We start from the raw sequence: 15,635 nt of genomic DNA on the forward strand, positions 1-15,635 counted from the left end.
CCGATGCGGAATCATGGGGCCGTGGCCCCGACCCGTGCCCCGTCCAGCCGCTACGCCGCACCGACGGCGGGCGGGCCCGTGCGCGGAACGGTGTCCGTGCCCGGCTCGAAGTCCGTCACCAACCGCGCGCTGCTGCTGTCCGGGCTCGCCGAGGGCCGATCGGTGGTGCGCGGCGTGCCCGCCACCCGGGACTCCGCGCTGATGTGCGGGGCGCTGCGCTCGCTCGGGATCGCGGTGCGGACCGAGGGGGAGACCGTCACGATCGACGGCGGCACCCTGACCGGTGGCAGGACGGTGGACTGCGGCCTCGCGGGCACCGTGATGCGGTTCGTCCCGCCCGCCGCGACCCTGGCCGAGGGCGCCGTGGTCTTCGACGGCGACCCGCACGCCCGCGAGCGCCCCATGGGCACCGTCCTCGACGCGCTGCGCGCCCTCGGCGCGGTGATCGACGGCGACCGCCTCCCCTTCGTCGTGCACGGCGGCGGCGGGCTGCCCGGCGGCGCGGTCACCATCGACGCCTCGGCGTCGAGCCAGTTCGTGTCCGGGCTGCTGCTGTCCGGCGCCCGGTTCGACGAGGGCGTGACCGTGCACCACGACGGGAAGCCGGTCCCGAGCCTGCCGCACATCGACATGACCGTGGCGATGCTGCGCGAGGCGGGGGTGGCCGTCGACGACCCCGGATCGAGCGGGGAACCGGACACCTGGCGCGTCGGGCCCGGGCCGATCACGGCCCGGGACTGGGTCGTCGAGCCCGACCTGTCCAACGCGTCGGTGTTCCTCGCCGCGGCCGCGGTGACCGGCGGGGAGGTGACGGTCGTGGGCTGGCCCGCCGGCTCCACCCAGCCCGGCGCGGAGATCCTCGGCGTGCTGGAGCGCATGGGCGCCACCGTGACGGCGTCGGGGGCGGGCACGACCGTCGCCGGCCCGGACCGGCTGCAGGGTGTGGACGTCGACCTGCACGAGGCCTCCGAGCTCACCCCCACGGTCGCCGCCCTGGCCGCGGTGGCCGAGGGCCCGAGCGTCATCCGCGGAGTCGCGCACATCCGCGGGCACGAGACGGACCGGCTGGCGGCGCTGCGCACCGAGCTGACCGCCCTCGGCGCGGCGGTCACCGAGACCGAGGACGGCCTGGAGATCCGGCCCGCGCGGCTCGCGGCCGGTGAGCGGCCCTGGGGTGCCTACGCCGACCACCGGATGGCGACGGCCGGTGCGATCCTCGGGCTCGTCGTCCCCGGCGTCGTGATCGACGACGTGGGCTGCACCGACAAGACCATCCCGGACTTCCCCGGGCGCTGGGCCTCGCTGGTCTCGTGAGCGAGCGTGCGAGCCCGCCGCCCACCGCGACGGCGCCGCCGACACGGCGCGCGGGCGCCGTCGAGGGGGGCTCGTGAGCCGGGCCCGCCAGTACGACGAGTCCGACGTCCGGATCCGCCCGGGCCGCGGCTCCCGCCCCCGCACCAAGCGCCGGCCGGAGCACGCCGACGCCGAGGAGGCCATGGTCGTCGTCGTCGACCGGGGCCGCTGGACCTGTGCCCCCGGTGCCGCGGCGGACCGCCCGCCCGTCACGGCGATGCGCGCCCGCGAGCTCGGCCGCACGCCGATCGTCGTCGGGGACCGGGTCGGGCTGGTCGGGGACCTGTCCGGCGCCGCGGACACGCTGGCCCGGATCGTGCGGGTGGAGGAGCGGCGCACCGTGCTGCGGCGCACCGCGGACGACACGGACCCGTTCGAGCGCGTGGTGGTCGCGAACGCGGACCGGCTCGTGATCGTGACGTCGCTGGCCGAGCCGGAGCCGCGGACCGGGTTCGTGGACCGCTGCCTGGTGGCGGCCTACGCGGGTGGCCTGGAGCCGGTGCTCTGCCTGACCAAGGCCGACCTCGCCGACCCGGGGCCCTTCGCCGCGCACTACGCCGAGCTGGAGTTCCCGGTCGTCGTGACCCGGCGCGGCACGTTCCCCGACGAGCTCGCCGAGCTCCTCGACGGCCGGGTCTCGGCCCTGGTCGGCCATTCCGGTGTCGGCAAGTCCACCCTGGTGAACGCCCTGGTGCCGGACGCCGAGCAGCGCACCGGGCGGGTCTCGGGCGTCGGCAAGGGCCGGCACACGACCACCGCGGCGCTGGCCCTCCCGCTGCCGGAGGGGCGCGGCTGGGTGGTCGACACCCCGGGCGTGCGGTCCTTCGGGCTCGCCCACGTGACCCCCGACGACGTCATCGCCGCCTTCGACGACCTCGCCGTCGCCGTCGCCGACTGTCCGCGCGGTTGCGGGCACCTCGGGCCGCCCGCCGACCCGGAGTGCGCGCTCGACGCGCTGGTCGGCGAGGGCGCGCTGCGTCCGGGGCGGCTCGCCGCACTGCGCCGCGTGCTCGTCGCACTGCGGGCCGCACCGCCCGGCGCGCTCACGGCGGACCGATAATCTCGGTGCCTTCCCTGCTGTGAGGAGGCGGAAGGTGCCGCACGGGAGAGCGTCGGTGGCGGGGCCGGGCCGGACGCCGCTCGTCCCGGTGCTCGCGGCGATCGGCGTCCTCCTGGCCCTGGTGGGCGCCGTCTCCTGCGCCCGCGGCAACTCCGAGGACGCCGGCGAGGGGCACGGCCTGCCCAAGTACTACGCCGCGGCGGACCTGCTCACCGCCGTCACCCGGCGCCAGCAGCAGGACCGTACGGTTCAGCTGCGGCTGTCCGGCCGGCTCGACACCCCTGAGGCGGCCCCGACCGAACTGTCCGGCCACGGGGCGCTGCGCGTCGAGCGGGACGGCGTCTCCGCGCAGCTCACCCAGACCCTCGGTCCGCCCAGTGGTGCCCCGTCGAGCTCGACGTTCGCCGTGCTGCGCGGCGAGCAGGTGTGGCAGCAGGCCGGGGACGGCTGGACCCGGGTCGACGAGGCGGCCACCGGCACGCCGGAGAAGACCCTGGCGACCACCGCGGCCAACGTCGTCGCCGGGGCCGAGCCCACCGCGCACCTGGCCCGCTACCGGGACGCCGCCCTCGTCGCCGACGCCGCGGACGACACGGTCGCCGGGGTCCCGGCGGTGCGGTACCTGGTGGTCGTCGACCTGGTCCGGGCCGCCGAGCTGGAGGAGGACCCGGCCGTGCGGGAGGCGCTGCGCGCCCAGGCCGAGGGCGGCCTCACCCGCATGTCCTCCACCCTCTGGATCGACGCGGACAACCGGCCACTGCGCAGCGAGACCCGCCGGAACGTGCCCGGCGTCGGCACGCTGACGCTCACCGCGGACTACCGCGACTGGGGCGGCCCCGTCGCGATCGCCGCCCCCGGGCCGGCCGTCTGATCGGCTCCCCGGAACCGCGGTGCCCGCGCCCCTCACCGACCGCGGCCGGCGTTGAGCCGGGCGGCCTGACGGGTCAGGTGGTCGCGTTCGACGAGATCGGCCGCCTTCCGCGCCGCCTCGGCATACAGCCGGGCCGCCGTCGACAGGTCGCCTTCGCGCTCGTGGAGGTACGCCGCCACCGCGGCGTACCGGGGCAGGGAGTCGTCCAGCGCCGCGAGTGCCGCCAGGCCTGCGCGTGGTCCGTCCGCCTCGCCGACGGCCACCGCGCGGTTGAGCCGGACGACGGGGTTGTCGGTCAGGCGCGCGAGCTCGTCGTACCACTCGACGATCTGCGCCCAGTCGGTCTGTTCGGTGGTGGGTGCGTCGGCGTGGAGGGCCGCGATGGCGGCCTGGACCTGGAACTCGCCGAGGCGGTCGCGGGCCAGCGCCGCCTGCAGGATCGCGACGCCCTCGACGATCGCCCGGGTGTCCCACCGACCTCGGTCCTGCTCGGCCAGGGGGACCAGGTCGCCGTCGTCCGTGGTCCGAGCGGCGCGCCGGGCGTGGTGGAGCAGCATGAGGGCGAGCAGCCCCGCCACCTCGCCGTAGAGAATGTGGCGAGCGTCGATCGCGGCCGCGAGCTGCCTCGTGAGCCGGATGGCCTCGGCGGCCAGGTCGACGTCGCCGGTGTAACCCTCGTTGAACACCAGGTAGAGGACGCGCAGCACGGTGGCGACGTCGCCGGGCCGGTCGAACCGCACTCCCGCGACCGTGCGCTTGGCCCGGCTGATGCGCTGCGCCATGGTCGCCTCGGGCACCAGGTAGGCCCGGGCGATCTGACGGGTGGTCAGCCCTCCGACGGCGCGCAGCGTGAGCGCCACCGCCGACGAGGGCGTCAGCGACGGGTGGGCGCACAGGAAGTAGAGCTGGAGCGTGTCGTCCGCCGCGAGCGCAGGCCCTTGCGCAGGCTCCTCCTCGACGAGGTCCTCCCGCCGGCGGCGGGCCGCGTCCGCCCGGGTCGCGTCGAGGAACTTGCGCCAGGCCGCCGTGATCAGCCAGCCCTTCGGGTCCCTCGGCGGGTCGGCCGGCCAGACCCGGAGCGCCTCGACGAGCGCGTCCTGCACGGCGTCCTCGGCCGCCGCGAAGTCGGCTCCGCGGCGGACGAGGATCCCGAGGACGGCCGGCGAGAGGCGCCGGAGCAGGACCTCGTCCACCGGGGAGCTCACTCCGTGATCGTGGGCGGGGCGGTCAGGAACGGGCGCAGCTCCAGCCATTCGTGGATCGGCCTCCCGCCCGCCCCGGGGGCGGCCGACAGCTCTCCGGCCAGCTCGACGGCGCGCTCGTGGCTGTCGACGTCGATCACCATCCAGCCGGCGACGAGATCCTTGGTCTCGGCGAACGGGCCGTCGGTGACCGGCGGGCGCCCCTCGCCGTCGTACCGGACGAACACCCCCTCGGGGGCGAGCGCCTGGCTGTCGACGAACTCGCCGGTTCCCTCGAGCTTGGTCGCGAAGTCGCGCATGTACTGCAGGTGGGCCGAGATCTCCTCCGGCGTCCACCGGTCCATGGGCACGTCGTTGATCGCGGCCGGGGCGCCGCGGTAGTGCTTGAGCAGCAGGTACTTGGCCATCGTGGTTCTCCTCGGTGCCGGCGCGACCCGTCGTGGTCACGTTCGCCCCGGGGACGGAGCCGGTCCGGTCTTCTCGACGTCGCGCCCGGAAGTTTCTCCCGGAGCGCCCACCGGCCGCATCCGGAATTCACGACGTGCACGGATCGTCCGCTGCGGCGACTGCTGGACCCATAATGCTGTCATGACGACGGCGGGCGACGGGACGGTGCGCATCGGGACGGCCGAGCGGGAGGCCGCGGCCGCGGCGCTGAACACGCATCTCGAGGCCGGTCGTCTCGGCGTCGAGGAGTATGCGGACCGTTCGGCGGTGGCGGCCGACGCCGTGACCGCGGACGAGCTGTCCGCGCTGTTCACCGACCTGCCGGAGCCGCATCCGCAGCTGCCCGCCGGCCCCGGGAGCGCTCCCGTCGTCCGGCCCCGGCGGGCCGCCGCGCCGCAACGGCGGTTCGGGAACGGCTGGGGCGCTCGGATCGCCGCCGCCAGCCCGATCGTCGCGGTGATCCTCTTCTTCGTGTTGAACAGCGCGGGCGTGCCGATGGCCTGGCTCGCCTTCCTGCTCATCCCGCTCGTCGGGGCGCTGGGCTTGTCGAAGGAGCGCCAGGACGAGCGGGAACTCGGGCGCGAGCAGCGCCGGGAGCTGCCCGGGGACGACCAGGGCCGGGACGGCTGACCCGCCCCGGCGCCGGACCGTCAGTCCGTCCCGGCCGGCCGGCTCGGCCAGCGCTCCACGATCTCCGGGTAGTCGGCGCTCACGGTGTTCGGGAAGATCGGCGCCCGCTTCTCCAGGAAGGACTGCACACCCTCGGCGACGTCGGCGCTCTGCCCGAGCCGGTAGATCGCCTGCGAGTCGACGCGGTGCGCCTCCCACGGCGTGTCGGCGCCGAGCATCGCCCACAGCATCTGCTTGCTCAGCGCCACCGACACCGCGGACGTGTTCTCCACGATCTCCTGCGCGATCCCGTAGGCGCACGGCAGCAGCTCGTCGGGCGGGAGGACCTTCGACACCAGCCGGCCGGCGAGGGCCTCCTCGGCGCCGAACACCCGGCCCGTCGCGACCCACTCCATGGCCTGGGAGATGCCGACGATCCGGGGCAGGAACCAGCTCGACGCCCCCTCCGGCACCAGCCCGAGCCGGGCGAACACGAAGCCGAACTTCGCGTTCGCCGAGGCCAGCCGGATGTCCATCGGCAGCGTCATGGTGGCGCCGACACCCACGGCGGGCCCGTTGATCGCGGCGATGACCGGCTTGCGGCAGGCGGCCGTCGCGAGCGAGGTGACCCCGGCGCCGTCGCGCGGGACACCCCCGATCGTGCCGATGTCCCGTCGCTCGGCCGCCCGTTCCGGGTCGTCGGCGTCGAACGTCGAACCGCCCCGCTGCAGGTCGGCGCCGGCGCAGAACCCGCGCCCCCGCCCCGTGACGACGACGGCGCGCACCGCGTCGTCGGCGTCGGCCTCGCCGTACGCCCGGACCAGCTCGCGCATCATCGTCGTGGTGAAGGCGTTCAGCCGGTCCGGCCGGTCGAGCGTGATCGTGGCGACGCCGTCCGAGACCTCGTAGGCGATCTCGGTGTAACCCTGGTCGGTCGTCGGCTTCTGCGTGCTGGTCATTTCGCCGCCCACCCGCCGGTGAAGACCGGCTCCCGCTTGGCCAGGAAGGCCTCGTAGGCGGCCGGCGCGTCCGTGCCCGCGAAGTTGATCGTCTGGGCGCGGGCCTCGCTCTCCAGTGCCTCGCGCAGCGTCTTGTCGGCGTTCTCGTTGAGCATCCGCTTCGACTGGGCGAGCGCCACGGGCGCCCCGGCGGCGAGCGTCGTGGCCAGGTCGGCCACGAACGCGTCGATCGTCCCGGGCTCGACGACGTAGGTCACCAGGCCGAGCCGCTCCGCCTCCTCCGCACCGATGATCTCGGCGAGCAGCGCGAGCCGCTTGGCCTGCTGCAGCCCCACGATCCGGGGCAGCAGCCAGGAGCCGCCGAAGTCCAGCGACAGCCCGCGCTTGGCGAAGATCTGGGAGAAGCGGGCGTCGCGCTCGGCCACCACCAGGTCGCAGCCCAGCGCCAGGTTCCACCCGGCCCCGACGGCCACGCCGCTGACCTTCGCGATCGTCGGAATCGGCAGGTCGTGCAGCGCCATCGCGACGTCGTTGATCCGGTGCATCCGGCTCAGGGGATGTACCCCGGCCCTGTCGCCGGACAGGTCCGCCCCCGCACAGAAGTCGCCGCCGGCGCCGGTGAGCACCAGGACGCGGACCGCGGGGTCCTTCGCCGCGTCGGCGAAGGCGGCCTGCAGCCCGTCCCACACCGGCGCGTTCGCCGCGTTCTTCCGCCGCGGATGGTTGAGGGTCACCGTGCGGATCCCGTCCGCGGTCTCGACGAGTACGGGTTTCTCGGTCGTGTCGGTCATGTGCCGCCCTTCCTCAGACGCCGAGCCGGTCGGCGAGCCGCGCCCGGTCGCGGCCAGGCGCGCCGAACAGCAGTTCCGTGCTCTTGGCGCGCTTGTGGTACAGGTGCGCGTCGTGTTCCCAGGTGTAGTCGATGCCGCCGTGGTACTGCACACACGCCTGCGCGTGGTGAAGTACGCCGGGCCGAGGTAGGTGGCGACGAGCAACCCTTGAACGATCACTCGTTAAGTTAACACCGTCGCGACGCCGCCAGAAGGGCGTTCGCGTCCTATCCTCTCGGTGTGAGCACTGCAATCGACCGATCGCCCGAGGGCGGCCCGATCCCCCGCGGGGGCGGTCGCGAGGCGATCGCCGCGGCCGCGCGGGAGGTCTTCGAGCAGCGCGGCTACCACGGAGCGTCGATCCGGGACATCGCCAAGCGCGCGGGTCTGTCCCTGTCGGCGCTCTACTACTGGCACCCGAGCAAGCAGGACCTGCTCGCGGCGCTGATCGAGGAGAACACCCTCGACTACTTCCGCCGCTGCGACGAGGCGCTGGCCGACGCCGGGGAGGACCCGGCGGACCGGCTCCGTGCCCTGGTCAGGGCCACCGTCGTGTACCGAGTCCAGCGGCGCACGGAGAGCAACATCTCCTCCCGGGAGTGGCGCAACCTCGAGCCCGCGCACGAGGAGCGGCTCGCCGGGCTGCGCACCAAGGCCAGCACGATCTGGTCGGACATCGTCGACGCGGGCGTCGAGCAGGGGACCTTCCACTGCGAGCACCCGGCCGACGCGCGGCGCGCCGCGCAGGCGGCGTGCAACGCCATCGCGCAGTGGTACGACCCCACGGGCCCGGTCACGATGGAGGAGCTCGTGGACCACTACACCCGCATCGTCATACGGATCGTCGACCACCGGGACTGACCGGGCGGCCTCCACCGAGGAGGTCACAGCGCCGGGGACTCCCACACACCGGCCATCGCCCGCCGAGGTACATCACCGCGACCCGGTGCGCGACGCGGCGGAACACCGCGAGGTCGTGCGCGATGAACAGGTAGGACGGCCCGAACTCGGCCTGCAGGTCCTCGAGCAGGTTGCGGATCTGGTTCCGGGTGGACACGTCGAACGCGCTGACCGCCTCGTCGCAGACCAGCAGCCGCGGGTCGAGCGCGATCGCGGGGCGATCGCCAGTCGCTGCCGCTGCCCGGGTCAGGCCGGGTCGCGCCACATGGGCCACAGGGGCGGGCTGCCGTCGACGGAGATCGGGGTGTCGGCGACGAAGCCGTGCCGCTCGTACAGCGCCTTGCTGCGCGAACTGGTCGCCTCGAGGTACGCGGGGTGGCCGACCCGGTCGGCGCGGGCGAGGACCGGGGCCATCGTCGCTGTGCCGAGGCCCTGGCCCTGCCGGTCCGGCCGCACGCCCAGGAACCACAGGTACTCGTGGGGCTCGTGCGGATGATGGCGTTCCATCATGGTCATCAGCGCGAAGAGCCGCTCGGCGTCGCCGCCCGCCCGCTGCGCGAGGGCGGCACCGAACGCCTCGCCCTCCTCGTCGGACATCGGGGCCCTGCCGTACGGCACCCACAGCGCGGCGCCGGCGACGTCCGCTCCGGTGGCCCAGGTGTCGTCGTGCTGGGCCAGCACGTCGACGGTCAGGTCGAAGAAGAACCGGATCTTCGCCTGCCGGTCGGCCGGACCCGGGTGGAGCCAGGTGAAGACGGGGTCGTCGTGGAAGGCGGCGGTGAGCGTCGCGGCCACCGCCGCGTGGTCGCTCCGCCCCACCCTGCGGACGGTCGTGGGAGCAGCGGTCCGGCTCGTCGCCTTCATCGTGAGGTCCCCTCGGCTCGGTGACGGGTCGACGACGAGGGTGCGACCCGGCGGTGTCAGGCCCCTGTCATCCCCCTGTCACCCCGGCCGGCGAGCGGCACTCTCGCTCCCCGCGCAGCCGCCCGAACGAGCGGCCTCCAGTGCCTCCTTGGCGGACCCACCGAGCAGCCGCCCCGTCCCGACGCGGGCGCGGACCTGGTCGGCGTAGCCGTCGTCGGCCATCACCCCGGCCAGGTACCGCGCCCGGACCCCGGCGGGGTCGCCGCGGTGGACGACCTCCCAGTCCAGCACGGCCGTCAGAACTGCAGGGTCGGGGCAGTCGGGGTCACTCGCCGGGGTGGGACCGGTACTTCGGGTTCGCCACGCGGAGCCGGTCGGTCGGCGGGTTCGGCCCGCTGGACCAGCTGCTCGACGGGTACGCCGAGGTCGCCGACGGCACGTCGCCGGAGAGGTGGCGCTCCGCCATGCCCCGGCAGCCGACGGCCCAGCGTGTGGCGCCGGCGACCTGCCACCAGCGCACCGCCTCGGCGGCCGGGCGGCCGAGCTTCAACGTCGATCTCCACCCGGGGGCCGAGGACCCGGCGAGGCGGGCGGAGAGCAGGTCCGCGAGCACGGCCGGGTCGGCGGGATCACCGGTCGGCCGGCGGGTGTCGGCGGCCGCGATCACGAGGCACCCCCGACGGTCAGCCGGGCGGGCCCTCCCACGGGCCGGGATCCACCGCGTCGACCATGTCGAGGGACAGCCGCTGGTAGCGGCGCACCATCTCCTCCCGGGTGGCGGGCCCCTCCGGGGAGAACCAGCTCGCGACGCCCGTGCACATCACGACGATCGCCCGTGCGGCCTCGCCGGGCAGCGGGGTCCGGAAGGCGCCGAGCTCCACGCCCCGGGCCACCGCCTCGTCGAACATCCGCTGCTGCGCGTGCCGCTTCGCCAGGTGCGGCGTGCGCACCGGCTCCTCCAGCGCCCGCAGCTCGCTCGTGCCCAGCAGGGTGCCGCGCTGGTCCTCGAGGTGGAACAGCACCTGCACCTCGACCAGTGCCCTGAGCCGGTCGACCGGGTCGTCCCCCGCGCGCTCCAGCGCCTCTCGGGTCCGGGCCAGCAGCGCCTCGATCCCCCGCTCCATGATCATCGCGAGGACGGCCTGCTTCGAGGGGAAGTGGTGGTACAGCGCCGCGGGGCTCAGTCCGGCCCGCAACGCGATGTCCCGCACCGAGGTGCCGTGGTAGCCGTGCTCGGCCATGGTCGCGATCGACGCCTCGAGGATCGCCGCGTCGCCCGGCGGTGCGTTCGGGAGCCGCGTGGCGGGCTGATGTGTGCGCGCCATCGGTCCCTCCCCCGTCCGCCGGCCCGCCCACGGCTCCGGACGGCTCCGGACGGCTCCGGACGGCTCCGGACGGCTCCGGACGGCTCCGGACGGCTCCGGACGGCTCCGGACGGCTCCGGGAAGGCTACCCCGCTGTGCCGCAGGAGGTCGGGGCGGTTCACTTGATCGCCAACGGGTTGATCGGCGTGCCGAGGGCTCGGCGGAACTCGATCGGCGGCGCGGTGAGGACGAGCTCGTACCTGCCGTCGGCCGCACAGTCCTCGGAGAGCTCCTCGAAGTCCAGGATCTCGCCGAGGTCATCCCCGTGTCCCGGATGAGCACCATGTGCACGCACAGCCGCTCGGCGGGCAACTCGCCGGGAGCACCCCGATCGTCCAGTTGTCCGAGCATACCGCGGCGACCTCGTGTTCGTGGAGCCACTCGCAGCAGTCCAGGCCGAGCCCGGGCCCGCCGGCCGTGAACGCGCTCGCGTCCGACTCCACCAGGAACTTGCGCCGCCAGCCGGGGCGCACGAGCAGGATGTCCCCGCCCTGCAGCGCGACGCGCCGGGCGGCCCTCGCGGCGTCGGTTCCTCCGGGGTGATCACCTCGCCGGCCTGCCGCCACTCGACCCGGCGGTGCCGGGCGACGTCGACCAGCACGCCATGACCGGCGATCCCCTTGGCCTGGTGCTCGATCGAGTTCGCGCTCGTGCCGTGCGGGCTCACCGACGAGGCGGGGAACCCGTTGTCGAGCTGGTCGTCACAGAAGACGTGGGCCAGCCCGTCCCACTGCGAGGCGCTCTGCAACGACATGAACACGTAGTCGTCGGCGAAGTGAAGGGCGCCGGGGTGGTCCTGGTCCTCGCCGGTCTCGGCCACGTCATCGGGCGGCGCACACCGGGCTGCGGCCCGCCGCTGCCGAAGGGGATGCCCAGGTCGAAGATTCGCCCCTCGCGCACGAGCCGGGCCGCCGTCGCGACCCGCTCGGGCGTGAGCAGGTTGGTGGTGCCGCGCTCGTCGCGGGCCACGTCGCGGTCCCATCTGCCCCAGTTCGACGGCCGCTCGCCCAGCTCGCGGAAGTCCTGCATCACTGCACTCCTCCGTGCGTCGTGCTCCTCGTGGACCCGCTCAGCGCTTGTTCGGGCCGGCGAAACCGAACAGCTAGCCGGCGACGTTGCGCATCTGGACCTCCTCGGCGCCCTCGGTGATCCGGTAGCGGCGGTGGTGGCGGTAGATGGGATGTGTGCTCGAAGGGCTGGTGGCGGGAGTAGCCCAGCCCGCCGTGCACCTGCATGGCCCGGGTGCTCGCCGGCGCCGGGGTCAGGATGGCCGAGCACGTCGTCGCGACGCGGGAGGCGCTCGCCGAGTGCTTCGCGTCGGAGGATCATGCCGGGGGGTCTCGTCGTTCCTGGAGCGGCGGGCGGCCCCGGTTCACGTGGGGGTAGATGACTTGACCGAACAGCGGGCGGCCCACGTCTGGGCGCAGGTCACGGTGCCGGTGATCGCCGCGATCACCGGCAACGCGTTGGGCGGCGGGCTGCAAAAAATCGCGCTGGGCGCCGACATCCGGATAGTGGCGCCGGACGCGAGGCTCTCGGTGTTCGAGGTCCGCTGGGGGCTGATCCCGGAAATGACCGGCACCCAGGTCCTGCCCGAGCTGGTCGGGCGGGACAAGGCCAAGGAGCTGACGTTCACCGGACGCAGGGTGAGCGGCGAGGAGGCCGCCGCGATCGGGCTGGCCACCCGGGCCGATCCGGACCCGCGCAAGGCCGCGCTTGAGCTGGCCCGCGAGATCTCCGGCTTCAACCCGCACGCCCGTCCGCGCGGCGAAGCGGCTGCTCGAGACCTCCGGGCGGGTCGACGTCGCCACCCAGCTGGCCGCCGAGCAGACCGAGATCGGCGCGCTCATCGGCAGCCCCAACCAGGTCGAGGCGGCGCGTCGTTCGAGAAGCGCGCCCCGCGGTTCACCGACTGAACCGTGCGTGCCCACCGCCCCTACAGGGGCGGTGGGCGCTCACGGCGGCCTACCGTGTCGGCCGCCGCCGGGGCGGCTCCCACTGCCGCACGGCCCGCTCGGCGAGCGGTCGGTAGCGGTCGGGACTGATCTGGGCCACGGCGAGCAACCACGCCGGCCCGTCGAGCTCGCGCGCCCGCCGGAAGGGCGCGAGGTCCGTGTCCGGGACGACCGGCACCCCGCGTTCCCGGGCACAGGCGACCGCGGCCTCGCGGCCGGCACTGGCGGCGAGCACCGCGAGATCCCACTCCGGCGGCCCGGCCGAGGTCTCCTCGAGGTCGGTCCACCGCGGCCCGGCGGGGTGGGCGCAGGGCCACCGAGTTCGTCCGCGGCGGACGGCGGCAGGGCACGCGTACCTCCGACGGTTCCCCGGAGGGGTTCCGGCCGGCGCGAGGGTCGCCTCGGGCCCGCCACCGCGAGCCGTGCCCACCCGTGGCGGGCCCTCGGACTCAGAGGTCGCCGAGGTCCACCAGGAACGCGATCTCCTCCGGCGAGTACCAGGCGAGCTCGTGGTCCTCCGCCTCGCCGACGAGGAACTCGGCGTCGAGATCGCCCAGGTCGGCCTTGTCGACGACCGCCGCCGCCTCCCGCACCGCGTGCTCGGCCTCCCCGGCGTCGACGTGCACCGCGGCGATCGCGGTCATCGGCACGGACCCGCTGATCCGGACGGCGCCGTCGTCGAGGTCTGGCCGCAGCATGACGTCGTCGAGGTCGGCGGCCACCACCACCCTCCGGGCCGGGGTCTGGTCCTCACCCAGCCCGAACTCGACGGCGAGCAGCCGCAGCGACGCCCGGGCGGCCTCGCCCATCGCCGCGTACTCCAGCTCCTCGTCGTCGCCGGAGACGTACGCCTCCCGCAACCGGGGGGTCAGCGCGAACGCCGTCCCCCCGATCGGGTCGAACCGTCCGGTCTTGACCAGCTTCCGCAGCATCGGCCAGGTCCCGGGGAGGTAGATCCGCACGGTCTCTCTCCTGCTCTCAGCGGCTCGCGGCCAGCAACTCGTCCAGCGCCTCGTCGACCAGCCCGGCGAGGACGTCGACGTCCGGCATCCCGTCCCGGTCGCCGTTGAACCCGTAGTACACCCCGCCGTCGTAACTGGTCAGCCCGATCGCGAGCGCCTGCCCCTTGGCGAGCGGTACGACCGGGAACATCTCCAGCATGCGCGCTCCGGCGGCGTAGAGGGGGAACTGCGGGCCGGGGACGTTCGTCACCACGAGGTTGAAGATCCGCCGGGAGAACCCGCTCGCGGCCCGCGCGCCCAGCGCGTGCAGGGTCGGCGGGGCGAACCCGCCGATCCGGACGAGCGTGTCGGCACCCACGTTGCGCCCGGAGGAGGTGTGCTCGCGCATCGCGTGCGTGACGTGGTGCAGCCGCACGACCGGGCTCGGCTCCCCCACCGGCAGGTCGACCAGGAACGACGACACCCGGTTGCCGAGCGAGCCCGAGGTCGCCGAGCTGGGCACGTCCGCCTCGCCGCGCACCGACATCGGCACCATCGCGCGCACCGCCGCCCCCGACGTCACCGGCTCGCCCCGGGAGAGCAGCCAGTTCCGCAGGGCACCCGACACCACGCTGAGCACGGCGTCGTTCACCGTGCAGCCGTGCGCAGTGCGGATCCGGCGGTACGCCTCGAGGTCCGTGCGGGCGATCGCGAACCTGCGCTGCGTGGAGATGTGCACGTTGAGCGGGGTACCCGGGGCCGGGCGCGAGGCCGTGCGGGCCATGGTGAGCAGCTTGCCCGCCATGCCCGCGAGCTTGGTGGCGGTCGCGACGGCGTCGCCGGTGGCGACGCGGACGTTGTCCACGATCTCCCCGGGCCGGGCCACGGCGTCGCCCACCGCCTCGGCGATCAACCGCAGATCGCTCGGCTCCGGCCGCGGCATCCAGACCTCCTCGACGCCGAGGCGGGCGTCGGGCGAGACGTCCAGGATCACCTGGGAGAGGTCGATCGCGGAGATGCCGTCGACCATGGCCTGATGGGTCTTGGTGACGACCGCGACCCGGTTGCGCTCCAGGCCCTCGACCAGGTACATCTCCCACAGCGGCCGGGTGTGGTCCAGCGGCCGGGACATCAGCCGCGCGACGAGGTCGCAGAGCTGCTCGTCCGTGCCCGGGCGGGGCAGCGCGGACCGCCGGACGTGGTAGGCCACGTCGAACTCGGTGTCGTCGACCCAGACCGGGCGCGCGAGGTTGCCCGGCACGTGCTTGACCTTCTGCCGGTAGCGCGGCACGAGCGAGATCCGCTGCTCCACGAGCCCGACCAGCTTCTCGTAGTCGAGCCCGCCCTTGCCGGCACGCCGGAAGATCGCGACGCCGCCCACGTGCATCGGGGTGGTCGCCTGCTCCAGGTAGAGGAACGACGCGTCGAGCGCGGAGAGCCGGGGCGGCATGGGCATGATCCTACGTGCGCGTGCGACCCTGCACGGGTGGCATCGCCGGTCTCGCCGAAGGACTCCTTCATCACCGTCTACGGCCGCAAACCCGTCCTCGAGGCGCTCGACGACGACGCGCTGGCCGTCGACAAGGTGATCCTCGCGGAGGGCACGCGCGGCGAGTCGGTGCGCGCCATCACCGATGCGGCACGCCGCCGGGGCGTGCCGGTGCAGCGGGCCAGCGCGCACCGGGTGAAGGTGCTGGCCGGCAACGGACGCCACGACCAGGGGGTGCTGGCCGACGTCGTGGCGCCGCGGATGGCGCCGGTGCCGGTGTTCCTGCGCGACCTCGGATCCCGGCGCCCGGCCGCGGTGCTCGTGCTCGACCGGGTCACCAACCCGTCGAACGTCGGGATGATCCTGCGGACGGCCACGGGCGCCGGTCTGGACGGCGTCCTGCTGCCCCGACGCGGCGTGCCCGCGATCGACCCGCTGGTGATCAAGGCCTCGGCAGGGGTGGCGTTCTCCGCGCCGGTGCTCCGCTCGGCGACCGCCGAGGAGGGGCTGGCCCAGCTCACGCAGGCCGGCTTCGGGGTCTTCGGGCTCGACGCCGGCGGGGCGGACCTGCTCACCGCCGACCTGCCGCCCCGGGTCGCCCTGGTGCTCGGCAACGAGACCGACGGGCTGTCCCCCGCGGTCCGCCCGCTGCTCGACGGCGTCCTCGCGATCCCGCTGATGGGCGGGGTGGAATCGCTCAACGTGGCCAGCGCCGCCGCCGTCGCCGCATACGAACTGCACCGCCGCCGCTGAGGATCCGAGGACCGGACAACGCTCCCGGCCCTCGGGTC

Annotated in this window: 22 protein-coding genes; 7 read left to right on the plus strand and 15 right to left on the minus strand. The window is 74.5% G+C overall.

Annotated elements, in window-relative coordinates; translation table 11 throughout:
- Nucleotides 1–21 precede the first annotated feature (21 nt).
- The 3 genes from aroA (at nucleotide 22) to ACL02T_RS30785 (ending at nucleotide 3,284) form a co-directional block, all read left to right on the plus strand.
- Nucleotides 22–1,314 (plus strand): 3-phosphoshikimate 1-carboxyvinyltransferase, encoded by a 1,293-nt coding sequence (aroA, locus tag ACL02T_RS30775; protein ID WP_412834312.1) that lies wholly within the window; start codon nucleotides 22–24, stop codon nucleotides 1,312–1,314.
- A 73-nt stretch (nucleotides 1,315–1,387) separates the two neighbouring features.
- Entirely contained in the window at nucleotides 1,388–2,413 is a 1,026-nt protein-coding gene (gene rsgA, locus ACL02T_RS30780) for a ribosome small subunit-dependent GTPase A (RefSeq protein ID WP_412834313.1), read from the plus strand.
- 34 nt (nucleotides 2,414–2,447) lie between these two features.
- Nucleotides 2,448–3,284 carry an SCO4651 family lipoprotein gene (locus ACL02T_RS30785; RefSeq protein WP_412834314.1) on the plus strand — a complete coding sequence of 279 codons (837 nt, stop codon included), beginning with the start codon at nucleotides 2,448–2,450 and terminating at the stop codon, nucleotides 3,282–3,284.
- A gap of 32 nt (nucleotides 3,285–3,316) precedes the next feature.
- Here ACL02T_RS30785 and ACL02T_RS30790 read toward each other — a convergent pair whose 3' ends face one another.
- On the minus strand, nucleotides 3,317–4,477 hold the full coding sequence (locus ACL02T_RS30790) for an RNA polymerase sigma factor (protein WP_412834357.1): 1,161 nt from the start codon (nucleotides 4,475–4,477) through the stop codon (nucleotides 3,317–3,319).
- A gap of 8 nt (nucleotides 4,478–4,485) precedes the next feature.
- Nucleotides 4,486–4,893 carry a YciI family protein gene (locus ACL02T_RS30795; RefSeq protein WP_412834315.1) on the minus strand — a complete coding sequence of 136 codons (408 nt, stop codon included), beginning with the start codon at nucleotides 4,891–4,893 and terminating at the stop codon, nucleotides 4,486–4,488.
- A 181-nt stretch (nucleotides 4,894–5,074) separates the two neighbouring features.
- On the opposite strand from ACL02T_RS30795, the gene ACL02T_RS30800 reads away from it, so the two are divergent.
- A complete protein-coding gene (locus ACL02T_RS30800) occupies nucleotides 5,075–5,563 on the plus strand; it encodes a DUF1707 domain-containing protein (protein WP_412834316.1) in 489 nt (162 codons plus the stop codon).
- A 20-nt stretch (nucleotides 5,564–5,583) separates the two neighbouring features.
- Here ACL02T_RS30800 and ACL02T_RS30805 read toward each other — a convergent pair whose 3' ends face one another.
- From ACL02T_RS30805 to ACL02T_RS30815, 3 genes are read right to left on the minus strand one after another with little or no spacing between them, the layout of a single operon-like run.
- On the minus strand, nucleotides 5,584–6,501 hold the full coding sequence (locus ACL02T_RS30805; RefSeq protein WP_412834317.1) for a crotonase/enoyl-CoA hydratase family protein: 918 nt from the start codon (nucleotides 6,499–6,501) through the stop codon (nucleotides 5,584–5,586).
- Entirely contained in the window at nucleotides 6,498–7,292 is a 795-nt protein-coding gene (locus ACL02T_RS30810) for an enoyl-CoA hydratase/isomerase family protein (protein WP_412834318.1), read from the minus strand. Before ACL02T_RS30810 ends, ACL02T_RS30805 begins: the two co-directional genes overlap by 4 nt.
- A gap of 13 nt (nucleotides 7,293–7,305) precedes the next feature.
- Nucleotides 7,306–7,443 (minus strand): hypothetical protein, encoded by a 138-nt coding sequence (locus tag ACL02T_RS30815; protein ID WP_412834319.1) that lies wholly within the window; start codon nucleotides 7,441–7,443, stop codon nucleotides 7,306–7,308.
- Nucleotides 7,444–7,571: 128 nt separating this feature from the next.
- Between ACL02T_RS30815 and ACL02T_RS30820 the strand changes: the two genes are divergently transcribed.
- Complete coding sequence (locus ACL02T_RS30820) at nucleotides 7,572–8,192, plus strand: TetR-type transcription factor C-terminal domain-containing protein (protein WP_412834320.1); 621 nt, start codon at nucleotides 7,572–7,574, stop codon at nucleotides 8,190–8,192.
- Here the strand turns inward: ACL02T_RS30820 and ACL02T_RS30825 are convergent.
- The 7 genes from ACL02T_RS30825 to ACL02T_RS30855 all read right to left on the minus strand — a co-directional run bounded on the left by ACL02T_RS30825 (nucleotide 8,164) and on the right by ACL02T_RS30855 (nucleotide 11,025).
- On the minus strand, nucleotides 8,164–8,496 hold the full coding sequence (locus ACL02T_RS30825) for a hypothetical protein (RefSeq protein ID WP_412834321.1): 333 nt from the start codon (nucleotides 8,494–8,496) through the stop codon (nucleotides 8,164–8,166). The two genes, ACL02T_RS30820 and ACL02T_RS30825, sit on opposite strands and share 29 nt — an antisense overlap.
- The gene (locus ACL02T_RS30830) at nucleotides 8,478–9,095 is read right to left on the minus strand and encodes a GNAT family N-acetyltransferase (RefSeq protein WP_412834322.1); all 618 of its coding nucleotides are present in this window, start codon (nucleotides 9,093–9,095) and stop codon (nucleotides 8,478–8,480) included. The genes ACL02T_RS30825 and ACL02T_RS30830 overlap by 19 nt, the downstream gene beginning before the upstream one ends.
- 78 nt (nucleotides 9,096–9,173) lie before the next feature.
- Complete coding sequence (locus ACL02T_RS30835) at nucleotides 9,174–9,386, minus strand: hypothetical protein (protein WP_412834323.1); 213 nt, start codon at nucleotides 9,384–9,386, stop codon at nucleotides 9,174–9,176.
- A gap of 34 nt (nucleotides 9,387–9,420) precedes the next feature.
- The gene (locus ACL02T_RS30840; RefSeq protein ID WP_412834324.1) at nucleotides 9,421–9,762 is read right to left on the minus strand and encodes a hypothetical protein; all 342 of its coding nucleotides are present in this window, start codon (nucleotides 9,760–9,762) and stop codon (nucleotides 9,421–9,423) included.
- A gap of 16 nt (nucleotides 9,763–9,778) precedes the next feature.
- Nucleotides 9,779–10,420 carry a TetR/AcrR family transcriptional regulator gene (locus tag ACL02T_RS30845; protein ID WP_412834325.1) on the minus strand — a complete coding sequence of 214 codons (642 nt, stop codon included), beginning with the start codon at nucleotides 10,418–10,420 and terminating at the stop codon, nucleotides 9,779–9,781.
- Between the two features lie 157 nt (nucleotides 10,421–10,577).
- Nucleotides 10,578–10,754, minus strand: a complete 177-nt coding sequence (locus ACL02T_RS30850) for a hypothetical protein (protein WP_412834326.1) — start codon at nucleotides 10,752–10,754, stop codon at nucleotides 10,578–10,580.
- Nucleotides 10,717–11,025, minus strand: a complete 309-nt coding sequence (locus ACL02T_RS30855; RefSeq protein ID WP_412834327.1) for a cyclase family protein — start codon at nucleotides 11,023–11,025, stop codon at nucleotides 10,717–10,719. Before ACL02T_RS30855 ends, ACL02T_RS30850 begins: the two co-directional genes overlap by 38 nt.
- 825 nt (nucleotides 11,026–11,850) lie before the next feature.
- On the opposite strand from ACL02T_RS30855, the gene ACL02T_RS30860 reads away from it, so the two are divergent.
- Complete coding sequence (locus ACL02T_RS30860; RefSeq protein ID WP_412834328.1) at nucleotides 11,851–12,375, plus strand: enoyl-CoA hydratase-related protein; 525 nt, start codon at nucleotides 11,851–11,853, stop codon at nucleotides 12,373–12,375.
- A gap of 49 nt (nucleotides 12,376–12,424) precedes the next feature.
- On the opposite strand, the gene ACL02T_RS30865 is transcribed toward ACL02T_RS30860, so the two are convergent.
- From ACL02T_RS30865 to ACL02T_RS30875, 3 genes are all read right to left on the minus strand, one after another.
- Nucleotides 12,425–12,649, minus strand: a complete 225-nt coding sequence (locus tag ACL02T_RS30865) for a hypothetical protein (protein ID WP_412834329.1) — start codon at nucleotides 12,647–12,649, stop codon at nucleotides 12,425–12,427.
- Nucleotides 12,650–12,863: 214 nt separating this feature from the next.
- Nucleotides 12,864–13,376 carry a DUF6912 family protein gene (locus ACL02T_RS30870; RefSeq protein WP_412834330.1) on the minus strand — a complete coding sequence of 171 codons (513 nt, stop codon included), beginning with the start codon at nucleotides 13,374–13,376 and terminating at the stop codon, nucleotides 12,864–12,866.
- A gap of 16 nt (nucleotides 13,377–13,392) precedes the next feature.
- Entirely contained in the window at nucleotides 13,393–14,805 is a 1,413-nt protein-coding gene (locus ACL02T_RS30875) for a WS/DGAT/MGAT family O-acyltransferase (protein ID WP_412834331.1), read from the minus strand.
- Nucleotides 14,806–14,841: 36 nt separating this feature from the next.
- Here ACL02T_RS30875 and ACL02T_RS30880 point away from each other — a divergent pair, with 36 nt between their 5' ends.
- A complete protein-coding gene (locus ACL02T_RS30880; RefSeq protein ID WP_412834332.1) occupies nucleotides 14,842–15,597 on the plus strand; it encodes a TrmH family RNA methyltransferase in 756 nt (251 codons plus the stop codon).
- The last annotated feature ends 38 nt before the right edge of the window (nucleotides 15,598–15,635 follow it).

It is taken from the genome of Pseudonocardia oceanicola (genome assembly GCF_047200735.1).
Lineage (GTDB): Bacteria > Actinomycetota > Actinomycetes > Mycobacteriales > Pseudonocardiaceae > Pseudonocardia.